At 72.1% G+C, this 22092-nt stretch carries 20 protein-coding genes and 1 pseudogene; 10 read left to right on the top strand and 11 right to left on the bottom strand.

The window, feature by feature from the left end; genetic code table 11:
* Both ACFWEP_RS14910 and ACFWEP_RS14915 read right to left on the bottom strand, forming a co-directional pair.
* A partial coding sequence (locus ACFWEP_RS14910; RefSeq protein WP_387370141.1) for an HAD-IC family P-type ATPase occupies positions 1-1749 on the bottom strand: 1749 nt, incomplete at its 3' end.
* A gap of 159 nt (positions 1750-1908) precedes the next feature.
* Entirely contained in the window at positions 1909-2220 is a 312-nt protein-coding gene (locus ACFWEP_RS14915) for a DUF2530 domain-containing protein (RefSeq protein ID WP_387370143.1), read from the bottom strand.
* Positions 2221-2484: 264 nt separating this feature from the next.
* Between ACFWEP_RS14915 and ACFWEP_RS14920 the strand changes: the two genes are divergently transcribed.
* Complete coding sequence (locus ACFWEP_RS14920) at positions 2485-3924, top strand: NCS2 family permease (RefSeq protein WP_387370145.1); 1440 nt, start codon at positions 2485-2487, stop codon at positions 3922-3924.
* 63 nt (positions 3925-3987) lie between these two features.
* Here the strand turns inward: ACFWEP_RS14920 and ACFWEP_RS14925 are convergent, their stop codons facing one another.
* Positions 3988-4200: a ribbon-helix-helix protein, CopG family gene (locus ACFWEP_RS14925; RefSeq protein ID WP_387370147.1), complete on the bottom strand. Its 213-nt coding sequence runs from the start codon at positions 4198-4200 to the stop codon at positions 3988-3990.
* A 132-nt stretch (positions 4201-4332) separates the two neighbouring features.
* On the opposite strand from ACFWEP_RS14925, the gene ACFWEP_RS14930 reads away from it, so the two are divergent.
* The 3 genes from ACFWEP_RS14930 (at position 4333) to thpR (ending at position 6980) form a co-directional block, all read left to right on the top strand.
* Positions 4333-4773: a MarR family winged helix-turn-helix transcriptional regulator gene (locus ACFWEP_RS14930; protein ID WP_275493602.1), complete on the top strand. Its 441-nt coding sequence runs from the start codon at positions 4333-4335 to the stop codon at positions 4771-4773.
* A 97-nt stretch (positions 4774-4870) separates the two neighbouring features.
* Positions 4871-6205, top strand: a complete 1335-nt coding sequence (locus ACFWEP_RS14935) for an MFS transporter (protein WP_387370150.1) — start codon at positions 4871-4873, stop codon at positions 6203-6205.
* A 181-nt stretch (positions 6206-6386) separates the two neighbouring features.
* Positions 6387-6980: an RNA 2',3'-cyclic phosphodiesterase gene (gene thpR, locus ACFWEP_RS14940; protein ID WP_387370152.1), complete on the top strand. Its 594-nt coding sequence runs from the start codon at positions 6387-6389 to the stop codon at positions 6978-6980.
* A 215-nt stretch (positions 6981-7195) separates the two neighbouring features.
* Here thpR and ACFWEP_RS14945 read toward each other — a convergent pair whose 3' ends face one another.
* Together ACFWEP_RS14945 and pip are read right to left on the bottom strand one after the other, a co-directional pair.
* Entirely contained in the window at positions 7196-8191 is a 996-nt protein-coding gene (locus tag ACFWEP_RS14945) for an aldo/keto reductase (protein ID WP_387370154.1), read from the bottom strand.
* The gene (gene pip / locus ACFWEP_RS14950) at positions 8188-9219 is read right to left on the bottom strand and encodes a prolyl aminopeptidase (protein ID WP_387370156.1); all 1032 of its coding nucleotides are present in this window, start codon (positions 9217-9219) and stop codon (positions 8188-8190) included. Before pip ends, ACFWEP_RS14945 begins: the two co-directional genes overlap by 4 nt.
* Positions 9220-9302: 83 nt before the next feature.
* Here pip and ACFWEP_RS14955 point away from each other — a divergent pair, with 83 nt between their 5' ends.
* Positions 9303-9803: a cupin domain-containing protein gene (locus tag ACFWEP_RS14955; RefSeq protein WP_387370158.1), complete on the top strand. Its 501-nt coding sequence runs from the start codon at positions 9303-9305 to the stop codon at positions 9801-9803.
* A gap of 31 nt (positions 9804-9834) precedes the next feature.
* On the opposite strand, the gene ACFWEP_RS14960 is transcribed toward ACFWEP_RS14955, so the two are convergent.
* Positions 9835-11889 (bottom strand): serine/threonine-protein kinase, encoded by a 2055-nt coding sequence (locus ACFWEP_RS14960; RefSeq protein WP_387370160.1) that lies wholly within the window; start codon positions 11887-11889, stop codon positions 9835-9837.
* 153 nt (positions 11890-12042) lie between these two features.
* Positions 12043-13770 (bottom strand): alpha/beta hydrolase, encoded by a 1728-nt coding sequence (locus tag ACFWEP_RS14965; RefSeq protein ID WP_387370162.1) that lies wholly within the window; start codon positions 13768-13770, stop codon positions 12043-12045.
* A 216-nt stretch (positions 13771-13986) separates the two neighbouring features.
* Here ACFWEP_RS14965 and ACFWEP_RS14970 point away from each other — a divergent pair, with 216 nt between their 5' ends.
* The 3 genes from ACFWEP_RS14970 to ACFWEP_RS14980 all read left to right on the top strand — a co-directional run bounded on the left by ACFWEP_RS14970 (position 13987) and on the right by ACFWEP_RS14980 (position 16612).
* Positions 13987-14706, top strand: coding sequence for a CPBP family intramembrane glutamic endopeptidase (locus ACFWEP_RS14970; protein WP_387370165.1), 720 nt, complete (start codon positions 13987-13989; stop codon positions 14704-14706).
* Between the two features lie 82 nt (positions 14707-14788).
* Positions 14789-15736 carry a GNAT family N-acetyltransferase gene (locus ACFWEP_RS14975; RefSeq protein WP_387370167.1) on the top strand — a complete coding sequence of 316 codons (948 nt, stop codon included), beginning with the start codon at positions 14789-14791 and terminating at the stop codon, positions 15734-15736.
* 333 nt (positions 15737-16069) lie between these two features.
* Positions 16070-16612 carry an O-acetyl-ADP-ribose deacetylase gene (locus ACFWEP_RS14980; RefSeq protein ID WP_387370169.1) on the top strand — a complete coding sequence of 181 codons (543 nt, stop codon included), beginning with the start codon at positions 16070-16072 and terminating at the stop codon, positions 16610-16612.
* Positions 16613-16700: 88 nt separating this feature from the next.
* Here ACFWEP_RS14980 and ACFWEP_RS14985 read toward each other — a convergent pair whose 3' ends face one another.
* A complete protein-coding gene (locus tag ACFWEP_RS14985; RefSeq protein ID WP_387370171.1) occupies positions 16701-17888 on the bottom strand; it encodes a low temperature requirement protein A in 1188 nt (395 codons plus the stop codon).
* A 272-nt stretch (positions 17889-18160) separates the two neighbouring features.
* Here ACFWEP_RS14985 and ACFWEP_RS14990 point away from each other — a divergent pair, with 272 nt between their 5' ends.
* Entirely contained in the window at positions 18161-18853 is a 693-nt protein-coding gene (locus ACFWEP_RS14990) for a hypothetical protein (RefSeq protein ID WP_387370173.1), read from the top strand.
* An 84-nt stretch (positions 18854-18937) separates the two neighbouring features.
* On the opposite strand, the gene ACFWEP_RS14995 is transcribed toward ACFWEP_RS14990, so the two are convergent.
* Positions 18938-20377, bottom strand: coding sequence for an FAD-dependent monooxygenase (locus ACFWEP_RS14995; RefSeq protein ID WP_387370176.1), 1440 nt, complete (start codon positions 20375-20377; stop codon positions 18938-18940).
* 81 nt (positions 20378-20458) lie between these two features.
* Here ACFWEP_RS14995 and ACFWEP_RS15000 point away from each other — a divergent pair, with 81 nt between their 5' ends.
* The gene (locus tag ACFWEP_RS15000) at positions 20459-21100 is read left to right on the top strand and encodes a TetR/AcrR family transcriptional regulator C-terminal domain-containing protein (RefSeq protein WP_387370178.1); all 642 of its coding nucleotides are present in this window, start codon (positions 20459-20461) and stop codon (positions 21098-21100) included.
* 47 nt (positions 21101-21147) lie between these two features.
* Here the strand turns inward: ACFWEP_RS15000 and ACFWEP_RS15005 are convergent, their stop codons facing one another.
* Positions 21148-21471, bottom strand: a complete 324-nt coding sequence (locus ACFWEP_RS15005) for a DMT family transporter (RefSeq protein ID WP_387370180.1) — start codon at positions 21469-21471, stop codon at positions 21148-21150.
* 125 nt (positions 21472-21596) lie between these two features.
* Positions 21597-21905, bottom strand: a pseudogene (locus tag ACFWEP_RS15010) (DMT family transporter); the annotation flags it as partial.
* Between the last annotated feature and the right edge of the window lie 187 nt (positions 21906-22092).

Consider the following 22092-nt stretch of genomic DNA (forward strand, 5'->3'; position numbering starts at 1 on the left):
CATCGAGACACCGATGTCGGCGTCCTTCAGCGCGAGCACGTCGTTGACGCCGTCGCCGGTCATCGCGACCGTGTGGCCGCGCGACTGGAGGGCCGCGACCATGTTCCGCTTCTGCTGCGGGGTCACCCGGCCGAAGACCGTGTTCTCCTCCATCGCGCTCGCCATCGCGTCCTGTTCCCCGGGCATCTTCCGGGCGTCGAGCGTGTGCTCGGCGCCCGGAAGGCCGAGCTTTCCGGCCACCGCCCCCACCGAGACGGCGTTGTCCCCGGAGATCACCTTCGCGGCGACCCGCTGGTCCGCGAAGTAGCGCAGCGTCTCCCCGGCGTCCGGCCGCAGCCGCTGTTCCAGCACCACGAGCGCGGTGGGCAGGGAGCCGGCGGAGGCGTCCGGGCCGTCCAGGGTGCCCTTCGCCCGGGAGAGCAGCAGGACGCGCAGCCCCTGCCGGTTCAGCTCCTCGATCGAGGCCAGCTCGGGATCCCCGTCGGGGAGCAGCACGTCGGGAGCGCCCAGCAGCCAGACGGAGTCGGCGGCGTGATCACCCGAGCCGTCCTCCCGGAAGGCGGCGCCGCTGTACTTGCGGGCCGAGGAGAACGGCAGGGTGTCCGTCACCCGCCAGCCGCCCGGGTCGGGGTAGGCGTCCACGATGGCCAGGAGGCTGGCGTTCGGCCGGGGGTCCGAGCCGCCGAGGGCGCCCAGCACGCGGGAGACGTACGCCTCGTCGGCCGAGCCCAGCGTGCGGACCTCGGTGACGTCCATGCCGCCTTCGGTGAGGGTGCCGGTCTTGTCGAGGCAGACGACGTCGACCCGGGCCAGCCCCTCGATGGCGGGCAGCTCCTGGACGAGGCACTGCTTGCGGCCGAGGCGGATGACACCGATCGCGAAGGCGACCGAGGTCAGCAGCACCAGCCCCTCCGGGATCATCGGCACGATCCCCCCGGCGCTCCGGGCGACCGACTCCTTGAAGTCGTTCTCCTTGACCACCAGCTGGCTGATGACGAGCCCGATCGCGGTCGGGACCATCATCCAGGTCACGTACTTCAGGATCGTGGAGATGCCGCTGCGCAGCTCGGACTGGACGAGGGTGAAGCGGGACGCCTCCTCCGCCAGCTGGGCGGCGTACGCCTCGCGCCCGACCTTCGTCGCGGTGAACGCCCCGCCGCCCGCGACGACGAAGCTGCCCGACATCACCGGGTCTCCCGCGCGCTTGAGCACCGGGTCGGCCTCGCCGGTGAGGAGGGACTCGTCGATCTCCAGGTTGTCGGCCTCGCCGACCGTGCCGTCCACCACGACCTTGTCGCCCGGTCCCAGCTCGATCAGGTCGCCGAGCACGATCGCGGAGGTGGAGATCTCGCCGGCGGTCCCGTCGCGCCGCACGGTGGGTTTCGCCTCGCCGACGACGGCGAGCCCGTCCAGGGTCTTCTTGGCCCGCCACTCCTGGACGATGCCGATGCCGGTGTTGGCGATGATGACGAAGCCGAAGAGGCTGTCCTGGATCGGCGCGACCGCCAGCATGATCACCCAGAGCACGCCGATGATCAGGTTGAACCGGGTGAGGACGTTGGCGCGGACGATCTCGGTGAGCGAGCGCGAGGAGCGGACGGGCACGTCGTTGACCTCGCCCCGCGCGACCCGCTCCGCCACCTCGGCGGTGGAGAGCCCGCGGGGGTCGTACGCGAGGGGAGCGGCCTCTTCGGAGGGGGAGCGATCGGGGGTCTGTCCCCCGGAGGAGTCGATTGCCCGCTGCGTCATGGTTCAGACGGTACGGGCGGAACGCCGGGTCAGCCCGCGAGGCGGGGCTGTACAGGGGGAGGCGCGGCCCGCGCGGGGAGGGCCGGGCGGGCGGTGCGGCGACGCGGGGCGGCCCGCGCGAGGTGAAGAGGGGGCCGGGCGGTGCGGTGGGAGGAGCGGTCAGCCCGCGGTGCCCGGCGCGTCCGGTCCGTCGTCATCCGTCACCGCGGCGGCCGCGGCATCGCGGAGGGCGGCGTGGCGCTTGAGGGCCGCGTCGCGTCCGCGGACGTACCAGATGCCGATCAGGCCGAGTCCGGCTCCGGCGAGGCAGGTCCACACCCACCAGAGGTGGCCGTGGTCGTCGAACCAGCCGTAGAAGGGGAGCTGCACGAGGAAGAGGACGAACCAGAGGATCGTGCCGCCCGTGATGGTGGCGACGACGGGGCCCTCCAGGGGCTCGGGCGCCTCGTGCTTCGGTGTCCACTTCTCCATGGAGCCAGTCTATGGGCCCCCGGTCGGGCAGGGAGGGGCAGGCCGGTGCGGTGATAAGGGCCGCGTACATAAGGGCCCCGATCCCTTGCGCCGCAAGGGTCTACGCGCGGAGATAGCGATCTTCGCCTTATGTATTCATACTTAATCCGTTCGGGAATGGCGCGATTTATTCGTGTAAAAGTCCAAAGACGGTCACCTTTCCCCCCGCACCCCCACTTGATCCAGGGCCCGCTCCACGGCTCCTCCGTACGTCTGAGGTCACACATGTCCCGCTCGGCCACCGCAGAGGTCGACCCCAGCCCGCCGCAGAACGGGCTAGACCGGTATTTCAAGATCTCCGAGCGGGGTTCCACGGTCGCCCGTGAGATCCGCGGCGGATTCGCCACGTTCTTCGCGATGGCGTACATCATCGTGCTCAACCCGATCATCCTCGGCAGCGCCAAGGACATGTACGGGCACCAGCTCGACAGTGGCCAGCTGGTCACCGCCACCGTGCTGACCGCGGCGTTCACCACGCTGCTGATGGGCGTCATCGGCAACGTGCCGATCGCGCTCGCCGCCGGTCTCGGCGTCAACACCGTCGTCGCCCTCCAGCTCGCCCCGCGCATGAGCTGGGCGGACGCGATGGGCATGGTCGTCCTCGCGGGCATCGTGGTGATGCTGCTGGTCGCCACCGGGCTCCGGGAACGCGTGATGAACGCCGTGCCCACCTCGCTCCGCAAGGGCATCTCGATGGGTATCGGACTCTTCGTCCTGCTCGTCGGACTGGTCGACTCCGGATTCGTCTCCCGCATCCCCGACATCGCCCAGACCACCGTCCCGCTCCAGCTCGGCAGCGGCGGCCACCTGCTCGGCTGGCCGGTCCTGATCTTCGTGCTGGGCGTGCTGCTCACCCTCGGGCTCATCGTCCGCAAGGTGCCGGGCGCCATCCTGATCTCGATCGTCGCCATGACGATCCTCGCGCTGATCATCAACGCGGCCGTGGACCTGCCGGCCGGTGCCTGGGGCCTCACCGTTCCGGAGTGGCCGGGCAACCCGGTCGCCTCGCCGGACTTCGGCCTGCTCGGCGACTTCAGCCTCTTCGGCGGATTCTCCAAGGTCGGCGTGCTCACCGGCATCCTCTTCGTCTTCACCGTCCTGCTGTCCTGCTTCTTCGACGCGATGGGCACCATCCTCGGTGTCGGCGACGAGGCGAAGCTGACGGACCCCGAGGGCAACTTCCCCGGCATCAACAAGGTGCTGTTCGTCGACGGCATCGCGGTCGCCGCGGGCGGCGCGACCTCCTCCTCGGCCTCCACCTGCTTCGTGGAGTCCACCGCGGGCGTCGGCGAGGGTGCGCGCACCGGCCTCGCGAGCGTGGTCAGCGGGCTGCTCTTCACGGTGGCGCTGTTCCTGACGCCGCTGGCGACCATGGTTCCCTCGCAGGCGGCCACCCCGGCGCTGGTGGCGGTCGGGTTCCTGATCGTCGCGAGCTCGGTCCGGGGGGTCGACTGGAGCGACTTCACCCTCGCCATCCCGGCGTTCCTCGCCATGGTGATGATGCCGTTCACCTACTCCATCACCAACGGCATCGGCATCGGCTTCATCGCGTTCAGCGCGATGCGGCTGGCGGCCGGCCGGGGCCGTGAGGTGCCGGTGGCCATGTACGTGGTGTCGGCCGTGTTCGTCTTCTACTACGCGATGCCGGCTCTCGGCCTCACGTGATCGGACCCGCCGGGCCGGACCGCGTGGCCCGGCGCCCCTCCTTTCGGGGAGCGCGGGCGCCGGTCACGTGATCCGGTCCACCGGCCCCTGTTCGGTCTGGGGCCCGTAGAACTTCTCCGTCTCGTCGACCGCCGACTTGAAGCGTTCGTCGAAGTCGTCGCGAATGAGCGTCCGGACCACGTAGTCCTGGACGCTCATTCCGCGTTTTGCGGCGTGCTGCCGGAGCCGGTCGAGCAGCTCACCGTCGATCCGCAGGCTGAGTACTGTCGATCCCATGCCAAGCAGGGTCGCCGCCCCGGCGCGCTCCAGGTGTGACTTTCCGCGCTCGACTCACTCGTTCGAGTGAGCGTTTTCTCGCGCGTACCACCGATTGGTCTTTAGTTAAAGTAATGAGTTATTCTAAGGACCATGCCTGACCTGATCCACGACGGCGACAGTGCCGCCGCCGTGAGCTCCCTCCGCTCCGCCGTGATGCTGCTCGGCCGCCGCCTCAAGCACCAGCGTGTCGACGAGTCGCTGAGCCCCACCGAGATGTCGGTGCTCGGTACCCTCGCCCGGTGCGGCTCGGCCACCCCCGGTGAGCTGGCCCGCAAGGAGCACGTCCAGCCCCCGTCGATGACCCGCATCGTCGCGCTGCTGGAGGCGAAGGGACTGGTCAGTCTCGAACCGCACCCCGATGACCGTCGCCAGAAGAAGGTCAGCCAGACCGAGCGGGCCGAGGCCATGCTCAGTGAGAGCCGCACCAAGCGGAACGCCTGGCTGGCCGGACTCGCCGAGGGTCTGGACGAGGACGAGTGGGAGAAGCTCAGGGTCGCCGCACCCGTGCTCGAGAAGCTCGCCCACCTGTGACGCCCCGGGCCGGCCGGACCACAGCCGCCGTGCCCGTGACCGCAGTCGTTCCCTCGTCACCTGCCCGCAGTCACCCACGCCGAGGAGGCGAACCCTTTTGAGTACGGGATCCGGAGCAGACTCCGCCCCCGCACCGACCGCCACCCACGACAGCACGACCGGCGGGACCTTCTCGTCGCTGAAGATCCGCAACTACCGCCTGTTCGCCACGGGCGCCGTGATCTCCAACACCGGTACCTGGATGTCCCGCATCACGCAGGACTGGCTGGTCCTCAGCCTCACCGGGTCCGCAGCGGCCGTCGGCATCACCACGGCCCTCCAGTTCCTCCCGATGCTGCTCTTCGGCCTGTACGGCGGCGTGATCGCCGACCGCTTCCCGAAGCGCAAGCTCCTTCTCGTCAGCCAGGCCCTGCTCGGTCTGTGCGGCGTGTCCCTGGCCACCCTGACCCTCGCGGGCCTCGTGCAGGTCTGGCACGTCTATCTGATCGCGTTCCTGCTCGGCATGGTCACGGTCGTGGACAACCCGGCCCGCCAGTCGTTCGTGTCCGAGATGGTCGGCCCGAAGCAGCTCCGCAACGCCGTCAGCCTGAACTCCGCGAACTTCCAGTCCGCCCGGCTCATCGGCCCCGCCATCGCGGGTGTCCTGATCACCACGGTCGGCAGCGGCTGGGCCTTCATGTTCAACGGCCTGTCCTTCGTGGCACCCCTCGTCGGCCTGCTGATGATGCGGACGGGCGAACTCCACCAGACGGTGATCGTGCCCCGCGCCAAGGGCCAGCTCCGCGAGGGCCTGCGGTACGTGAAGGGGCGCCCGGAGCTGATCTGGCCCATCGCCCTGGTCGGCTTCGTCGGCACCTTCGGATTCAACTTCCCGATCTGGCTCACCGCCTACGCCGACGAGATCTTCCACGGCGGCGCGGGCATGTACTCCTTCTTCAACATCCTGATGGCCGTCGGCTCCCTCATAGGAGCCCTGCTGGCCGCCCGGCGCCGCTCCTCGCGGCTGAGGATGGTCGTCGCGGCGGGCACGCTCTTCGGCCTGCTGGAGGTCACGGCCTCGCTCTCGCCGACCGTCTGGATCTTCGCGATCCTGCTGGTGCCGATCGGGATGCTCGGCATGACCACCAACATCAGCGCCAACACCAGCGTCCAGATGGCCGCCGACCCTGCCATGCGCGGCCGGGTGATGAGCCTCTACATGATGGTCTTCGCCGGCGGTACGCCGGTGGGAGCCCCGATCGTCGGCTGGATCAGCGACACCTACGGCCCCCGCACCGGCTTCGCGGTCGGCGGTGGCATATCGCTGCTCGCGGCCCTGACCATCGGCTTCATGCTGGCCCGTGTCGGGGGCCTGAAGCTGAAGGTGGACCTCCGCCCGGGGCGTCCTCACGTCCGCTTCGTCCCGCGCGAACAACTGGCGACGGCGGCGTAGATCGAACGATCGCTGACACCGTTCCGCCCTCCTTCCCGCGCGCGGGGGAAGGAGGGCGGAACGGTTTTCGGGGGTGCGGCGCCGGGAGGACGGGGCCGTGCGGGCTCCCGCACCGGGTGGTCATGCGGTCGGCGACACGTGCGGGCTCCCGGGCATGAGGGCAACTGCGAGACTCGCCCGCATGAGCAGAAGCAAGGACCCCGTCGCCACCCAGCGCCTCTTCGCCGCCGTCCTGCCGCCCGCATCCGCCGTCGAGGAGCTGCGCACCGCAGTCGCCCCGCTGCACGGGCTGCCGGGGGCGCGGAGCCTGCGATGGACCGGGGCGGAGGGGTGGCACTTCACGCTCGCCTTCTTCGGCGAGGTGGACGAAGCGCTGCTGCCGGAGCTGTACGGGCGGCTGGAGCGCGCCGCCCACCGGAGCGAGCCGTTCCCGCTCCGGGTGCACGGCGGCGGCCGGTTCGACGGGCGGGTGCTGTGGGCCGGGGCCGCGGGCGGACTGGACGCGCTGCGGCTGCTGGCGGAACACGCCCACGCCGCCGCCCGCAGGGCGGGTGTCCCGATGGAGGAGCACCGCCGCTACGCGCCCCACCTCACGCTCGCGCGCAGCCGCACGGACGTGGACCTGCATCCGTTCACCGGGATGCTGGCGGGGTTCGAGGGGGCGGCCTGGGAGGCGGACTCGCTGAGCCTGGTCCGCAGCAACCTGCCGGTCTCCGGCGTTCCCGGGGAGCAGCCGCGCTACGAGGTGGTGCGGGCCTGGCCGCTGGGGCGGTGAGCGACCGGGGCGGGTGACGGGGGAGACGGGTGGGGCGGTTAACCTCGTCGGGTGGATCCGAAGACCAGAAACCGCATCATGGCCACCGTTCTCGTGCTGATGTTCGTCGTCGTCGCCGTGGCGGCGGCCGTGGGCAACTGACGGCCGGCCTTCCCGGGCGAAGCCCCGGGGCCCCGGCCGACGGCTGACCGCCGACCGGGACATCCCTTGCCCGACTACCAGGCGAAGCTCTCCGGGGACGGGCCCGGGCCGGGGAAGATCTCCTCCAGCGAGGCCAGCACCTCCTCGGACAGCTCCAGCTCCACCGCGCGCAGCGCGGATTCGAGCTGCTCGCGGGTGCGCGGACCCGAGATCGGGCCGGTGATGCCCGGACGGGTCAGCAGCCACGCCAGGCCGACCTCGCCGGGCTCCAGACCGTGCTTGTCGAGCAGGTCCTCGTACGCCTGGATCTGGGCGCGCACCTTCGGGTCCGCGAGCCCTTCGGCCGAGCGGCCGGTGGTGGACCGGGCGCCGCCGCCCTCGCGCTCCTTGCGGAGCGCGCCGCCGAGCAGCCCGCCCTGCAGCGGCGACCAGGGGATGACGCCGAGGCCGTACTCCTGGGCGGCCGGGATGACCTCCATCTCGGCGTCGCGGGCCATCAGGTTGTACAGGCACTGCTCGCTGACCAGGCCGAACGAGCCGAGGCGCTTGGCCGTCTCGTTGGCCTGGGCGATCTTGTAGCCGGCGAAGTTGGACGAGCCCGCGTACAGGATCTTGCCCTGCTGGATCAGTACGTCGATGGCCTGCCAGATCTCCTCGGCCGGGGTGGACCGGTCGACGTGGTGGAACTGGTACAGGTCGATGTGGTCCGTCTGGAGCCGCTTGAGGCTGGCGTCGACGGCCCGGCGGATGTTGAGCGCGGAGAGCTTGTCGTGGTTGGGCCACGCCTCGCCGTCCGGGCCCATGTTGCCGTAGACCTTGGTGGCGAGGACGACCTTGTCGCGGCGGTCGCCGCCCTGCGCGAACCAGGTGCCGAGGATCTCCTCGGTACGGCCCTTGTTCTCGCCCCACCCGTAGACGTTCGCGGTGTCGAAGAAGTTGACGCCCGCGTCCAGTGCGGCGTCCATGAGCGTGTGGCTGTCGGATTCGTTGGTCTGCGGGCCGAAGTTCATCGTCCCGAGGACGAGGCGGCTGACCTTGAGGCCCGTGCGTCCGAGCTGCGTGTACTTCATGATTCCCCACCCAACTCCTTCGAGTGCGCTCGAAGCAAGGGGGCGCAGGCGGGCTTGCCCGCGAACCGGTCCAGCGCCGCCAGTTCGGCGCGGGAGGTCGCGGCGCCGCCCAGGTGTCCGGCGTCCGCGATGACGGTCAGCTCCGCGTCCGGCCAGGCGCGGGACAGCTCCCACGCGGTCGTCAGCGGCGCGCCCAGGTCGAACCGGCCGTGGATCAGCGCCCCCGGGATGCCGGCGAGCCGCCCCGCGTCCCGGATCAGCTGCCCGTCCTCCAGCCAGGCGGCGTGCGCGAAGTAGTGCGAGCAGATCCGGACGAACGCCAGCCGGTCACGGGAGGGCCTGCTGGTGAACGCGGGCGGCATCCCCTCCTGGGACAGCACCGCGTCCTCCCAGACGCACCAGTCGGCCGTCGCCCGTTCCCGTACGCCGGGGTCGGCGCTCTCCGTCCGCCGGGCGTACGCCGCGACCAGCTCGGCGGCCGACGGGCGGGGGCCCGTCACCTCCGGGACGCCCGCGCGGAAGCGGTCCCAGGCTTCGGGGAAGATCTGGCCCGCGCCCCGGTAGAGCCAGTCGATCTCGCTGGGGCGGGTCGTGGTGACACCCGACAGCACGAGCTCCGTGACGCGCTCCGGGTGCGTCTCGGCGTACGCGAGGGAGAGCGTCGACCCCCAGGACCAGCCGAACAGCAGCCACGCCCCGATGCCGAGGTGGGCGCGGAGCTTCTCCATGTCGGCGATCAGATGCGGGGTGGTGTTGTGCCGCAGCCCGGCCGCGGGGTCGGAAGCATGCGGGGTGGAGCGCCCGCAGCCACGCTGGTCGAAAAGGACCACCCGGTACAGCTCGGGGTCGAAGTACCTTCGCGGCCAGGGCTTGCAGCCGGAGCCGGGGCCGCCGTGCACGACGAGCGCCGGCTTCCCCGCCGGGTTGCCGCACACCTCCCAGTACACGAGATCGCCGTCGCCGACGTCGAGCATGCCGTGGTCGTACGGCTCGACGGGCGGGTAGCTCGCGCCGGGTTCGCGGTGCATGCGGCTCCTTCTCGGTGAGGGGGGAAACGATCAGCCTACGAGCGGGAGCGGACCGGCGCGCCCCCCGGCGTACGCTCTCAGGCGTGAACGCCGTGCCCAGGAACCTCGCCGTGCTCGCCGACGCCCTCGCCCAGGCGGGCCCGGACAGCAGGGGTGCGCTCTGGCAACTCGCCGAGCCGGGGCGGGAGCTGGACGCCAACCTGGTGCGGCTGCCGCCGGGCGCCGAGGTCGGCGAGCACCAGGAGGACACCCTCGACGTGCTCCTGGTCGTCCTCGCGGGCAGCGGCGTGCTCGTCACCGGGGAGACCGCGCTGCCGCTCGCCCCGACCACGGTCACCTGGCTGCCCCGTACCTCCCGCCGCTCCGTCGCGGCCGGCCCCGAGGGCCTCGCCTACCTCACCGTCCACCGCCGCCGCCCCGGCCTGACGATCGCCTCCGCGCCGCCCGGGGCCCGGGTGCGGGAGGCCGAGGGCGGCGAGGCGCCGTGCGCGCTGGACCGGGTCTGCCCGGCGTGCGGCAGGCTCGCGGAGGGGCGGGCGCCGAAGTTCTGTGCGGAGTGCGGGGAGCGACTGGGCGGGCGGTGAGCAACGACCGGGTCGCGCCTTTGAGGAGCGCTCAGGAGTCCTCGCACTCGGTCAGCTTCGGCCGGTTCGGCGCGGACTCGTTGGCCATCAGCGATGCCAGGTGCTCGGTGTACAGGTCCTCCCACTCCTGACCGTTCACGATCGCCCGCAACGCGTCGCACACCTCCTTCTTCAGCTCGGGCTCGCCCGGCACCATCGCCACGCCGTACCCCTCGGCGCCGCCCGCGTTGCTGATCTGCTGGAGCTTGTCCGGGTCCTGCCCGACGTACCCGGCGAGGATGATGTCGTCGGTGGACACGGCGGAGATCCCGCTCTTGTCGTCCAGCAGGTAGTCCACGCACAGCTGGTACGAACTCTGCCGCTTCGTCAGGTTGTACCCGGTGTCGGTCAGCCACTTCTCGTACGTGGAGCCCCGCACCGTACAGATCTGGGCGTTGTCGTTGATCAGTTCGGCGGCGTCGGTGTAGGCGTGCTCGGCGTCCTTGCGTACGAGGAAGCTGCGCAGTGCCGTGTAGTACGGCCCCGCGAAGACGACGCCCTGCTGTTTGCGTTCCGGGGTGATGCTGTAGCTCGCTATCACCAGATCGACACGCCCCGCCGAGAGCATCGACGCCCGGTTCTCGCTGTTCACCGGCACGAAGCGGATGTCCTTCGCCCCGTACCCCATGCGCTTCGCGATCCGGGTGGCGAGGTCTATGTCGTACCCGGCGTACGAACCGTCCGTCTGCCGCTGGCTCAGTCCGGGCTGGTCCTCCTTGACCCCGATCTTCAGCTCGGCGTGCGCCTTCTTGTACGTGGGTGCGGGCGCGGCCATCTTCTGCCAGGTCAGCCAGGTGCCGCCGGCCAGCAGCACCGCGCACCCGACCGCCGCCGCACCGAGTACGGCCCGGCGGCGGGGCTTGCCGCCGCCCGACGCCGGTCCCTTGCCGTTGCCGCCGCCGTCTCCCGCGCCTCCGCTCCCGTCTCCGGCCGGGAGCCGGAGGCCCTCGTTCCGGCGATGGGTCGGCGGGTCGAGCGCCGGAGGGTCACTGGTGACCGCCATCAGCATCGCCTCGGTCTCCCGGGCGGTCGGCCGCTCCAGCGGATCCTTCCGGAGCAGCGCCCCGATCACGGGGGCGAGCGGTCCCGCGTGTGCCATCGCGGGCAGCGGCTGCTCGTACACGGCGATGAAGATCTCGTACGAGCTGAGGCCCCGGAAGGGCGCGTGGCCCTCGACCATCTCGAACAGCGTCACCCCCAGCGACCACAGGTCGGACGCGGGGGTACCCGGCTTCGGCAGCGCTTCGCCGCCCCGGTGGACCAGCTCCGGAGCCAGGTACTTCGGTGTGCCGATGATCTCCTGCGACTTGGTCAGCTGGACGGCGCCCTCGAACGTGGCGATGCCGAAGTCCATCAGCAACGCTCGGCCGTTGGGCCGGAAGAGGACGTTGTGCGGCTTGACGTCCCGGTGCAGTACTCCCGCCTCGTGCACCGCGCGCAGCCCGCGCAGCACCTGGAGGGCGATCCGGGCCGCCTGCGCCACCGGCAGCCTGCGCTGCTCGCGCAGCAGATCGGCCAGAGAGCGTGCGTTGAGCAGCTCCATCACGATCCAGACCTGGTTGCCGGCCTCGATCACGTCGTGCACCGCCACGACGTTCTGGTGCCCGATCCGGGCGATGGCCTGCGCCTCGCGCCGCGCCCGCTCGACCCACTGCGCCTGTGTCTCCGGTTCCACCGCACCCCGGTAGAGCAGCCCCTTGACCGCCACGCGCCGCCCGAGGCGCCGGTCCAGCGCCTCCCAGACGACGCCCATACCGCCTCGCCCCAGCTGGCGTTGGAGTTCGTAGCGGTCGGCGATCACCATGTGCGGGTGGAGTTCGGGCTCGGTGACGTGCGTGTCACCGGCGGGCTCGGGCGCGTCCCCGAGGAACTCCGGGCCGGTGGGGTCGCCGACAGGCTCCACGACGGACTCGTCGGACTCGTCCTCGGGGCCGTGCGCCCCCGCGTGCTGCGGCTGTACGTGCTGCGGCCCGGTGGACTGCCGGCCGCCACCGGGACTGCCGTCGAAGCCCGTTTCCGGCTCGTCGGCCGTTCCCTCGCTGCGCATGCGACCCCCTGAGCACTACATGGAAGCAACAGGGTAGACGGTCCGTCAGTGCCGAAACGGGTCACCGGACTTGCGGTTATGTCACGCTTCGGAAGGTGACGGGACGGGTTGCGGGGTGCGGGACCCCACCCCTCGGCCGACTCGCCTGCGCATTCACTCCTCCTTCTGCTTGTCCTGTTGGTCCTGCTTCCGTTCCAGCGTCTCTTCGAGGCGGGCGGTGTCCTCGCCGGTCCACCCGGGCGGCCGGGTCACGGCGGCCCAGGCCGCGACCGGGAGGGTGCCGAACCGGTGCCCGTATCCCACCGGCACGGAGTCGGCCGCCGCGAGGTCGCAGGTCACCTGCCAGAACGTGACGACCGGATACCAGCGCATCCCGGGGGAGACGTCCGGCGCCTTCGGCCCCACCAGCCACTGCGGCCGAGACGTCAGCAGATCGGGGGACCACCACGTGACGGGGTCGGAGCCGTTCTGGAGGTAGACGACCCGGGGCGCGTCCCAGCCGGCACCCGCCGGCCTGCCGAAGTCGTCCTCGCGGCGGGCGTACCGAACGGTGCGGCCGTCCCGGTAGACCGGCAGCCAGAGCGGAGTGCCCTGGTCGCGGGCCCTGCCGAGCCGCTCCCACATCGGGTTGCGCAGGGTCGGCCCGACCAGCAGCGCGCCGTCGCTGCGGGCGGTCATCCCCGCTAGCTCGCCGTCGAACGCGCCCTCGGTGGCGTACGAACCGAGGGACTCGCCGGACACCAGCAGTCGTGGACGTTCACCGGCGGGCAGCGCGGACCAGTGCGCGTACACGGCGTCGAAGAGCGCGGAACCGGCCACGGCGGCCTCGCTCTCGGTCAGGAACGAGAGCCAGCTCGGCAGGTACGAGTACTGCAGGGCGACCGCCGCGCTGTCCCCGCCGTACATGTACTCCAGCGGCTTGGCGAGGCTCTCGTTGACCCAGCCGCTGCCGGTCGTACCGAACACCACCAGCACTTTCCTGCGGAAGGCGCCGGTCCGCTCCAGCTCCCGTACGGCGAGATCCGCGCGGCCCCGCAGGGTCGCCGAGGACTCCAGGCCGACGTACACCCGCACCGGGTCCTTCGCCGGATCGCCGGTGAACGCGGAGATCTCCGCCCGGGTGGACGCGTTACCGACGAAGTCCCGGCCGTTCTTCCCCAGCGAGGACCAGCTTTCCAGCGAGGACGGACTGCCCGAGAGCGTCGGCAGCAGAGGCCGGGCGATCCCCTCGCTGGTCGACCCGTTCGTCAGCGACGCGCTGCTCTCCACCAGGTGCACCACCCCGCGCAGCAGGAAGCCCTGCACCACCCCCACCACCACGACGACCGCCACCGAGGCCGCCACCATCAGCGCCCACGGGCGCGGCACCAGCCGCTCCAGCGGACGCGCCAGGGTCCGCGTGCCCAGCCGGACGGACCGGGCCAGCACGACGAGCAGCGCGCAGAGCAGCAGCGCCACGAAAGGCACCAGCGCCCACCGCCACCACACCACCCCCGGCTCCATGTCGACCGCCCGCCGCGCGTCGCCCTGCCAGTGCACGCTGCGCACGGTCACCGCGACGACGGCCGCGACCCCCAGCGGTACCAGCATCAGCCACGCCCACCGGCGCGTCGCCCCGCCCGGCCGCGCCCCGCAGCGCCGCGCGAACCACCCCAGGACCGCCCCCACGCCGTAACCGGCCGCCGCGGTGACCCCGGCAGCCAGCGACTGGACCAGCCAGGAGCGGGGGATGAGCGAGGGCGTGAACGAGGCGACGTAGAAGAGCACCGCCACGACCACCCCGGTCCAGCCAGGCCGGCGCCGCACCAACGGACGCCGGACGAGCCGGGCGCCCGTGCGGGGATCCTCTTCTTCCCGGGGCGCTCCGCCACTGTCGGTCATGGGGCCTCCCGGTCGCTTCGGCCGCAGTCACCCGGCCGCTCCAGAGGCACGCTAGGCGGAACGGTACGCCACCGGACGGCGACACCCTGTGACGGAGATGATCCGTGGCCGCCGGGGACACCGCGCCGTTCACGAGTTGCCCGGACCGGGGGCGGCGCCGAGAGTGGACCCCACGCGGCGGAGAGGCGGCGGAGAGAACGGGGAGAGGGAGACGGCATGGCTGAGGGGCGGCGGCTTCCCCTGAACGGGGCGATCGCGCTGACCATCGCCATCCTGGTCGCCACCAACCTCGTCAACCACGTCTTCCTCCACGGCTGGGGCCTGGTCGTCTCCCTGGTCGTCACCCCGGTCCTGCTCGCCGTGTGGAAGTGGTCCGGCGGCACCTGGCCCGAGGCCGGTCTCGGCCGGGGCACCTGGGCCAAGGGCGCACGCTGGGCCGCCGTACTGATCGGGCTGGTCGGACTCGTCTACCTGGTCGGCGCGCTGCTCCCCGCCACCCGCGACCTCTTCGAGGACCAGCGCAACAGCGGCCTCTCCGGCGCCGAGGTCGCCTACCGCATGCTGATCCAGGTCCCCATCGGCACCGTGCTGCTGGAGGAGGTCGCCTTCCGCGGGGTGCTGTACGGGCTCCTCGTACGCGCCCGGGGAACGGTCACCGCCACCGTCGTCTCCTCCGTCCTCTTCGGAATGTGGCACATCCTCCCCTCGCTCCACCTGGCCAGTGACAAACCCGCCCTCTCCGGCCTCTTCGGCACCTCCTCCACCGGCACCGTGGTCGCGGCGGTCGTCGCCGACATCGGCGCCGTGCTGTTCACCGCGGCCTCCGGCGTCCTCTTCTGCGAGCTGCGCCGCCGCAGCGGCAGCCTGCTCCCCCCGATGGGCCTGCACTGGGCGACCAACGCGCTGGGGTATCTGACCGGGTTCCTCCTGCGGTAACGCCGTTGCGGGGGCTCCGCGCGTCCGGGTACGTTCCTCCGGCCCCGCACGCCCGTTCGCCCCCGTTCGACGGAGAAGACCCTTGCCGCTGCGCATCACCCCGCTCGCCGAGCCGGACCACGGCCCGTCCTCCCACCGCCTCGTCTGGCTGGCGGAGGAGGTGCCCGGCGGAGGTCTCGGCCCGGCGGCCGTCGATCCGCCCGCGTACCCGGTGGGGACGGCACACCTGCGGCTCTTCACCTCCCCGGGCCGGGAGCACCTCGCCGAGTTGGACCTCGCCGTCCACCCGGCCGCCCGCCGCACCGGCGTCGGGACCCGCCTCCTGGAGGCGGCCCTCGCGGGTGCCCGGGCCGAGGGCCGCCGCACGGTGACGGTTCAGGTGGCGGGGGCGGACGGCGCCGACGGGGAGAGCGGCACGGCGTTCCTGACGGCCCGTGGTTTCCGGGTGGTCCTCACCCTGACCTTCGCCCGTCTGGCGACCGCCGACGCCGCCCCGGCAGCGCTCGCCGCCCTCGCGGCCGAGCCGCACCCGGGCTACCGGCTGACCTCGTGGAGCGGCACCGTCCCCGACGACCTGGCCGAGACGTTCGCCGGCTCGCGGTGGGCGATGGACGACATGCCGATGGACGAGATGGATCACGGCGCGGAAGTCTGGGACGTGGACCGGGTACGAGCCGCCGCCCGCGCCGTCGAGCAGCGCGGCGAACTGCTGCACACGGTCGCGGCGGTCGACGAGGCGGACGGCACGATCGTCGGCTTCACCGAACTGGTCGTCCCCGGCGACGGCGGGGGCGACGGCCTGCACTACGGGACCGGAGTCCTGCCCGCCCACCGCGGCCACGGTCTGGCTCGCTGGATGAAGGCCGAGTCGATCCGTACCGCCCTGACCACCCACCCCGCCCTCACCGGCCTGATCACGGACACGGCGGACAGCAACGCCCCGATGCGCGCGGTGAACGACGCGCTCGGCTACCTGCCTACGCACCGGTCGGTGTTCCTCCAGCGGGAGCTGGGGGGAGGAGCCGGCTGACGCGGCGGGACCCGGCGTGGTGGACTGGGGCGGTGATCCCCGCGCCTGCGGGGATGGCCCCGTGCATCGGCGGCGGTTCGGCTCCGCGATGAAGTGGTCCCCGCACGTGCGGGGATGGCCCCACTCTGTGGGCTCACTTCATGACCGCTTCGGAGTGCTCCCCGCGATGGCGGGGACGGTCCCACTCCGCTCACCGGCGGCCTCTGCCCGGCGAGGTGCTTCCCGCACGTGCGGGGATGGTCTCCACAACGCGCGGAGGTTCCTTTTCGCCGAGGAGTGCTCCCCGCGCACGCGGGGATGGTGCGTCCAGTTCCGGCGCCCGAAGATGGCCCCATGACGACGCAGCCGATCATCACGCTCGTACAGGGCGACATCACCGAACAGCACGCCGATGCCCTCGTGAACGCCGCCAACTCCTCGCTTCTGGGCGGGGGCGGGGTGGACGGTGCCATTCACCGCAAGGGCGGCCCGGAGATCCTGGACGCCTGTCGTGATCTGCGCGCTTCGCGGTACGGCAAGGGGCTGCCCACCGGGCAGGCGGTGGCCACGACCGCCGGGCGGTTGCCGGCGAAGCACGTGATCCACACGGTCGGCCCGGTCTGGTCGCGGGAGGAGGACCGTTCCGGGCTGCTGGTGTCCTGCTACCGCGAGTCCCTCCGGGTGGCCGCCGGACTGGGCGCGCGTTCCGTGGCGTTCCCGGCGATCTCGACCGGGATCTACGGCTGGCCGATGGACGACGGTGCTCGTCTCGCCCTGCGCACGGTCGGCGAGGAGACCCGACTCCCGGTCGCCGAGGTGCGGTTCGTCCTCTTCGACGAGGACGCGTACGCGTGCTTCGAGCGGGCGCTCGCGGAGTGGGAGCGCACCTCGTCGTAGGACGGGCGCGCCGGGGAGGGTGGCGGGAACCGGCGCCCTTCCTGACGGGCGGTACCCCGGCGGACCCGCTCCGTGCCCCAGCCGCTCGCTACCGGGCTCCCGCCGTCCGCCGCCGCAGGACCGCCGCGTCGGCGGCCACGGTGGCGGCGACGGCCAGGCCCATGCCGAGTACCGCGCCGCCCAGGTCCAGGGCCGGACCGGTGAAGCCGAGCGCGAGGACCACGAGCGCACCGGACGCGACGACCGCGGTGTGTTCCGCGCCGCCGGTGCCGGTCATGCGGTGCAGGGCGCCGAGCAGGACGAGGACGACGGTGACCGGTACGGCCACGGCCAGCGAGGCGGTCCGCTCGGACAGGTGCGCGTGGTGCTCGGTGGCGTCCACGGCCGCTTCCAGCCCGGCGCCGAGGGCGGCCAGCGACGCGAAGACGCCGTAATGGGCGTATCCCCAGGTCAGGGCGGAGCGCAGGGTGGGCAGGCCGATCTCGCCGCCGGTGAAGTACATCCACCACAGGCCGAAGACCAGCAGCAGACCGCCGATCGCGATCAGCAGGACGGGGGCCGACAGCCCGTGGTCGGACACGGCGGACTGGACCGCCGCGAGCGAGGCGAGGATGACTTCGCCGAGCACGATGATGGTGAAGAGGCCGTACCGCTCGGCGATGTGCTCCGGGTGCCAGCTGGTGGTGTTGCCGCCGGACTCGGCCCATGCGGGAACGGCCAGTTCGACCAGTACGAGCAGGACGAAGGTGGCCGCCTGCCATCCGTCCGGGACCGCCAGCCTGGCCACCCAGCCGATCTGCGCCACACCGATGCCCGTCGCGTACCGCAGGGCACAGCGGCGGCCCTCCGGGTGCTGTGACGCGGCCCGGAGCCACTGCGCGATCATGGCGACGCGCATGATGACGTAGCCGATGACGACGACCGTGAAGTCCCCGTCCTGGAAGGCGGCGGGAACCCCGGCGGCGAGCACGAGCACGCCCGCCATCTGGAGCAGGGTCACCAGCCGGTACGGCACGTCGTCGGTGTCGTACGCGGAGGCGAACCAGGTGAAGTTCATCCAGGCCCACCAGATGGCGAAGAACACCGCCGCGTAACCGGCCAGCCCGGTTCCCACGTGGTCCTCCGCCAAGGCGTGGTGGAGTTGCGAGGCGGCCTGCGAGACCGCTACCACGAAGGTCAGGTCGAAGAGCAGTTCCAGCGGAGTCGACGCCCGGTGCTCCTCCTCGGGGTCCCGCGCCCGCATCGTCCGCAGCAGGGGGACCGTACGCTCAGCCATGTTCCGTCCTTACGCCGCGCGTGTGCCGTGTGACCTGCGCGTGTACCGGGTGCCCGCGGAGCTCGTGCCGTGCGGGCCTTCGGGTTCATCCTCGCCCGGCGGGACCGCGATCCGTCCACGGGGCGCGGTTCGCTCCCCGTGACCGTGCGCGGAGCGACGGGAACGGGGCGCGGGTGGGCTGGAGCGCGGTGCGGGGCGCGTCGGGCTGGGCAATCTCCCAAGAAATTCTTCGTACGCATGCGCGTCGAACGTTGACACGAAAGACTGGCGTGGTGATCTCTCCCGATGCCCTCGTGCCCGCTGCGGACATCCGTGCCCACTTCGTCGACCGGCTCAACTCGGTGCTGCGACGACCCGGGATGTGGGGGGACGAGCTGGTCCTTCGGATGATGTGCGAGGACCTTCTCTACGTGGAGGGCCGGCCGGCGGTGTGGCACCAGCAGCAGGCGGCCTGGGAGACGTCCGGCGCCTGGTCGGCGAACGGGGCGAAGGGCGCCTTCGCCCGGCATCTGCAGGCGGACGGCCCGGCGGACGCCGTGGTCTCGCTGTACGCGGAGTTCGCGCACCGGCTCGGCTGGCTCCGGGCGGTACGGGTGCTGGACGCGGGGGAGTACGCCCGGCTGCGCGCGGCGGCGCCGGAGTGGGTGGGCGGGGAGGACCGGAACTGGTCGGACGTGGCAGCCGAGTTCGGACCGCCCTCGGTGCGGTTCGGCGGCTCCAGCCCCCGGTTCGGCAAGACGCTCGGATACGTCACCGCCGATCCGGCCGTCCCGATGGTCTGCTTCCACCTCTGGAACGGCACCCGGCCCGACGCGTTCTGCGGCTGGTCCGCCGAGCACACGGAGCCGGTCCTGCTCGCCGTGCGTGTCGGTGGAGCCGCCGCCTTCCGCGACTCGTTCACCTACACGCCGGAGGGCGAGCGGCGGCGCTCGTGCTACCGGGAGCTCTCCCGCCAACTGGACTGAACCCGCCGTCCCGGCCACGGCGTGTGGGGTTCACGCCGTAGCGGGCTGAGCCCGGGGCGGTGTACGAACGTTCCTGACGCACACTCAGGCGGCGTACGCGACATGCCCGTCCGGGCGGAGCAGTACCGAGTGCAGCCCGCTCCAACGCCCGGTGGGCTCCACCGGGCGGGCCGTGTGGCGCAGGGTGCCGTGCGGGAGAGTGGCTTCCGCGCGGGTCGGCGCGGCATCCGGCCCGCCGCCCAGTTCGAGGAGCACGTACCGGCCCTCGCGCAGCAGCGCGAAGAGGCTGCCGCCCTCGGCGAACGCCAGGTCGGGGGCGCGGGTGCCGGTCAGCGGGTGTGCGGTGTCCGGGTCGGCGGGCAGGTAGGCGACGTCGAGCGCGCCGAGTTGCTCGGCCAGTGCGCGGGAGAACTCCGGTACCCGGTCGATCAGTTCGGAGAGATGGGCGCGCAGGGCCTGCCCCTCGACCGTGCGGGCGGTCATCAGCGCGGTCTGCGCCCGGGTGGAGGCGAGGAGCCGGGCGCCCACCGGGTGGCGCTCGGAGTGGTACGAGTCGAGCAGCCCCTCCGGGGCCGTGCCGAGGAGGGTCGCGGCCAGCTTCCAGCCGAGGTTGGTGGCGTCCTGGAAGCCGACGTTGAGGCCCACGCCCCCGGCGGGGAAGTGCATGTGCGCGGCGTCCCCCGCGAGAAGGATGCGGCCGGACCGGTACATGGCCGCCTGGCGGGTGGCGTTGCCGAAGCGGGAGAGCCAACGCGGGTCGCGCATACCGAAGTCGGTGCCCAGGACCCGTACGGCCGAAGCCCGCACCTCCTCCAGCGTCGGCTCCGGGCCGTCCGGCCGGTCGCCCGCCGCGTCGATGCCGACGAAGCGGGTGAGTCCGTCCGGCAGGGGGACGGCCATCACCCCGCCCGCCGCGCCGAATTCGGTGACCGGACCGGCGGGCGGCGCGTCGAGGACGACGTCGGCCAGCCAGCCCCAGACCGTCGAGTCGGTGCCGGGGAAGGTGATCCCCGCCGCCTTCCGTACCGTGCTGCGGGTGCCGTCGCAGCCGACGACGTACCGCGCCTCGATCGCGTACGGGCCCTCGGCCGCGTCCACCGAGAGGCGTACGGACTTCGGCCCCTGCTCCAGGCCGGTCACCCGGTGCCCGCGCCGGACGTCGGTGCCACGCGTCCGGGCGTGGGCTTCCAGCAGCGCTTCGGTGCGCGCCTGCGGCAGGAGCAGGGTGAAGGGGTACGGGGTGTCCAGGCCCCGGAAGTCCAGCCGGCTCGCCAGTGCCCCGAAGTGGCCGAACGGGAGCGGGGTGCCCGCCTCGATGACCTCGGTGAGCCCGCGCATCGCGAGGATCTCCACCGTCCTCGGGTGCACGGTGAGCGCTTTTGAGTGCGGGCTCGGCTCCGTCCTGGCATCCAGGACGGTCACCGGGACGCCCTGCAGGCGGAGTTCGGCCGCGAGCCAGAGCCCGGTGGGGCCCGCCCCCACGACGACGACCTCGGCCTGTTCCGTCACGGTGTTCGGTTCCATGGCTGCTCTCCTCGGTGCTCTTGAGTCTTTCGGAATGCTCTTGGTCAGTGACCAGTGATTGATCCGAACTAAACTAGGTCAGTGACCAAAAAGCAATCCGCGTCCTCGACGAACCCGCCCCGCGCCCGCCTCACGCCCGCCGCCGTGGTGGACGCCGCGCTGGAACTGCTGGACGAGGAGGGACTCGACGCGGTCACCACACGCGCGGTCGCGGACCGGCTCGGCGTACGGATGAACACCGTGCTCTGGCACATCAAGACGAAGGACCGGCTGCTGGAGCTGCTGGCCGACGCCCTCGCGGGGTCCCTCTCGTACGAGGACCTGCCCGCGGCCGCGGAGGAGCGCGCGTGGGAGCTGATGCGGCGCTACCGGAAGTCCCTGCTGGCGCACCGGGACGGCGCCGCCCTGGTGACCGGTACCTACGCGGCCGAACCGCACACCCTGCGGTTCGCCGACACCTTGCTCGACACCCTCGTGGCGGGTGGAGCGACGGACGAGTCGGCGGCCTGGACGCTCTACGCCCTGACGTACTTCACCCTCGGTCTCACGCAGGAGGAGCAGGCGCTGACCGGCTCCGACGAGGACCGGCTGCGCGCGGCCGTGGCGGACGGGGAGTACCCCGCGCTGCGCAGGGCGCTCCCGGTGCTCTCGGCGGACACCTTCCCGGCCCGCTTCGAGGACGGGATCGGCCGCATCCTGGGCGGTGGGCGGCGGGAACGGTAGCCGACGGGGCGGGGCGGGTGACGGCCTCTACCGGTGGTGCCGGGTCTTTACGGGTGGGCGCCCGCTTCGATCAGCAGGACGCCGCCGGCGATCAGGACGATGCCCGCGCCCATCAGCCGGGTGAGGGGTTCGCCGAAGAGGCGGCGGGCGAGGACGGCGGTCAGCGCGACCCCGCAGGCGGACCAGATGCCGTAGGCGACACCGATCGCGATGCCGTGGGAGAGCGCCAGCGCGAGGCAGCCGAAGGAGGCGACGTACGCGAGCAGGACCGGCGCCAGCCACACCTTCCTGCGGAAGCCCTCGGAGGCGCGCAGGGCCAGGGTGCCGCTGACCTCGCAGAGGATCGCGCCCATCAGGAAGAGCCAGCTCACGGGGTGGTCTCCTCGGGCTCGGGGGGAGTGCCGGGGTCTGTGGTGGCGGGGGGTTCGGCGGTGGTGCGGGGCCCGGCGGTGGCGGGGGTGTTCGTGACGGCTGCGGCCTGCTCGCGGGCGGCCGTGGCGCGTTGCGCGCCGATCTCCACGGTCATCACCCCGCCGGCCACCGCCACCACGCCGAGGCCCATCATCCAGGTCAGCGGGTCCCCGAAGAGGAACGCGGCCAGTACGGCGGTGATCGCGACGCCGCTCGCGCCCCAGATCCCGTACGCCACGCCGATCGGCATGCCCTCGCGCAGGACCAGCGCCAGCATCGTGAACGCGGTGACGTAACCGGCGACCACCAGCACGTACCACGGCCCGTCGTCGAGGGCGGCCCGCAGGGCGAGCGTCGCCGCGACCTCGGAGGCGATCGCACCGACGAGGAACAGCCACTTTCTGGAGCCGCCGGTATTCGTGGCGTCGGTGTCCGTGGTGTCGGTGTCGGTGTCCGTGGCGTCGGCGTCCGTGCCGTCGGTGTTCCTGTGGTCCGGGTTGTTGTGGTCCGGGTTGTTGTCGTCCGTCAACGCGAGGGTCCTTCCCCGGGGCCTGTTCCGGCGCACTCCGGCCCGCCTCCCC

Source organism: Streptomyces sp. NPDC060198, from assembly GCF_042728415.1.
Classification (GTDB): domain Bacteria; phylum Actinomycetota; class Actinomycetes; order Streptomycetales; family Streptomycetaceae; genus Streptomyces.

Coding starts and splice junctions, on each gene's coding strand:
- ACFWEP_RS14915 (WP_387370143.1), bottom strand. CDS start 2,220: ATGGAGAAGTGGACACCGAAGCACGAGGCGCCCGAGCCCCTGGAGGGC.
- ACFWEP_RS14920 (WP_387370145.1), top strand. CDS start 2,485: ATGTCCCGCTCGGCCACCGCAGAGGTCGACCCCAGCCCGCCGCAGAAC.
- ACFWEP_RS14925 (WP_387370147.1), bottom strand. CDS start 4,200: ATGGGATCGACAGTACTCAGCCTGCGGATCGACGGTGAGCTGCTCGAC.
- ACFWEP_RS14930 (WP_275493602.1), top strand. CDS start 4,333: ATGCCTGACCTGATCCACGACGGCGACAGTGCCGCCGCCGTGAGCTCC.
- thpR (WP_387370152.1), top strand. CDS start 6,387: ATGAGCAGAAGCAAGGACCCCGTCGCCACCCAGCGCCTCTTCGCCGCC.
- ACFWEP_RS14945 (WP_387370154.1), bottom strand. CDS start 8,191: ATGAAGTACACGCAGCTCGGACGCACGGGCCTCAAGGTCAGCCGCCTC.
- pip (WP_387370156.1), bottom strand. CDS start 9,219: ATGCACCGCGAACCCGGCGCGAGCTACCCGCCCGTCGAGCCGTACGAC.
- ACFWEP_RS14960 (WP_387370160.1), bottom strand. CDS start 11,889: ATGCGCAGCGAGGGAACGGCCGACGAGCCGGAAACGGGCTTCGACGGC.
- ACFWEP_RS14965 (WP_387370162.1), bottom strand. CDS start 13,770: ATGACCGACAGTGGCGGAGCGCCCCGGGAAGAAGAGGATCCCCGCACG.
- ACFWEP_RS14970 (WP_387370165.1), top strand. CDS start 13,987: ATGGCTGAGGGGCGGCGGCTTCCCCTGAACGGGGCGATCGCGCTGACC.
- ACFWEP_RS14980 (WP_387370169.1), top strand. CDS start 16,070: ATGACGACGCAGCCGATCATCACGCTCGTACAGGGCGACATCACCGAA.
- ACFWEP_RS14985 (WP_387370171.1), bottom strand. CDS start 17,888: ATGGCTGAGCGTACGGTCCCCCTGCTGCGGACGATGCGGGCGCGGGAC.
- ACFWEP_RS14995 (WP_387370176.1), bottom strand. CDS start 20,377: ATGGAACCGAACACCGTGACGGAACAGGCCGAGGTCGTCGTCGTGGGG.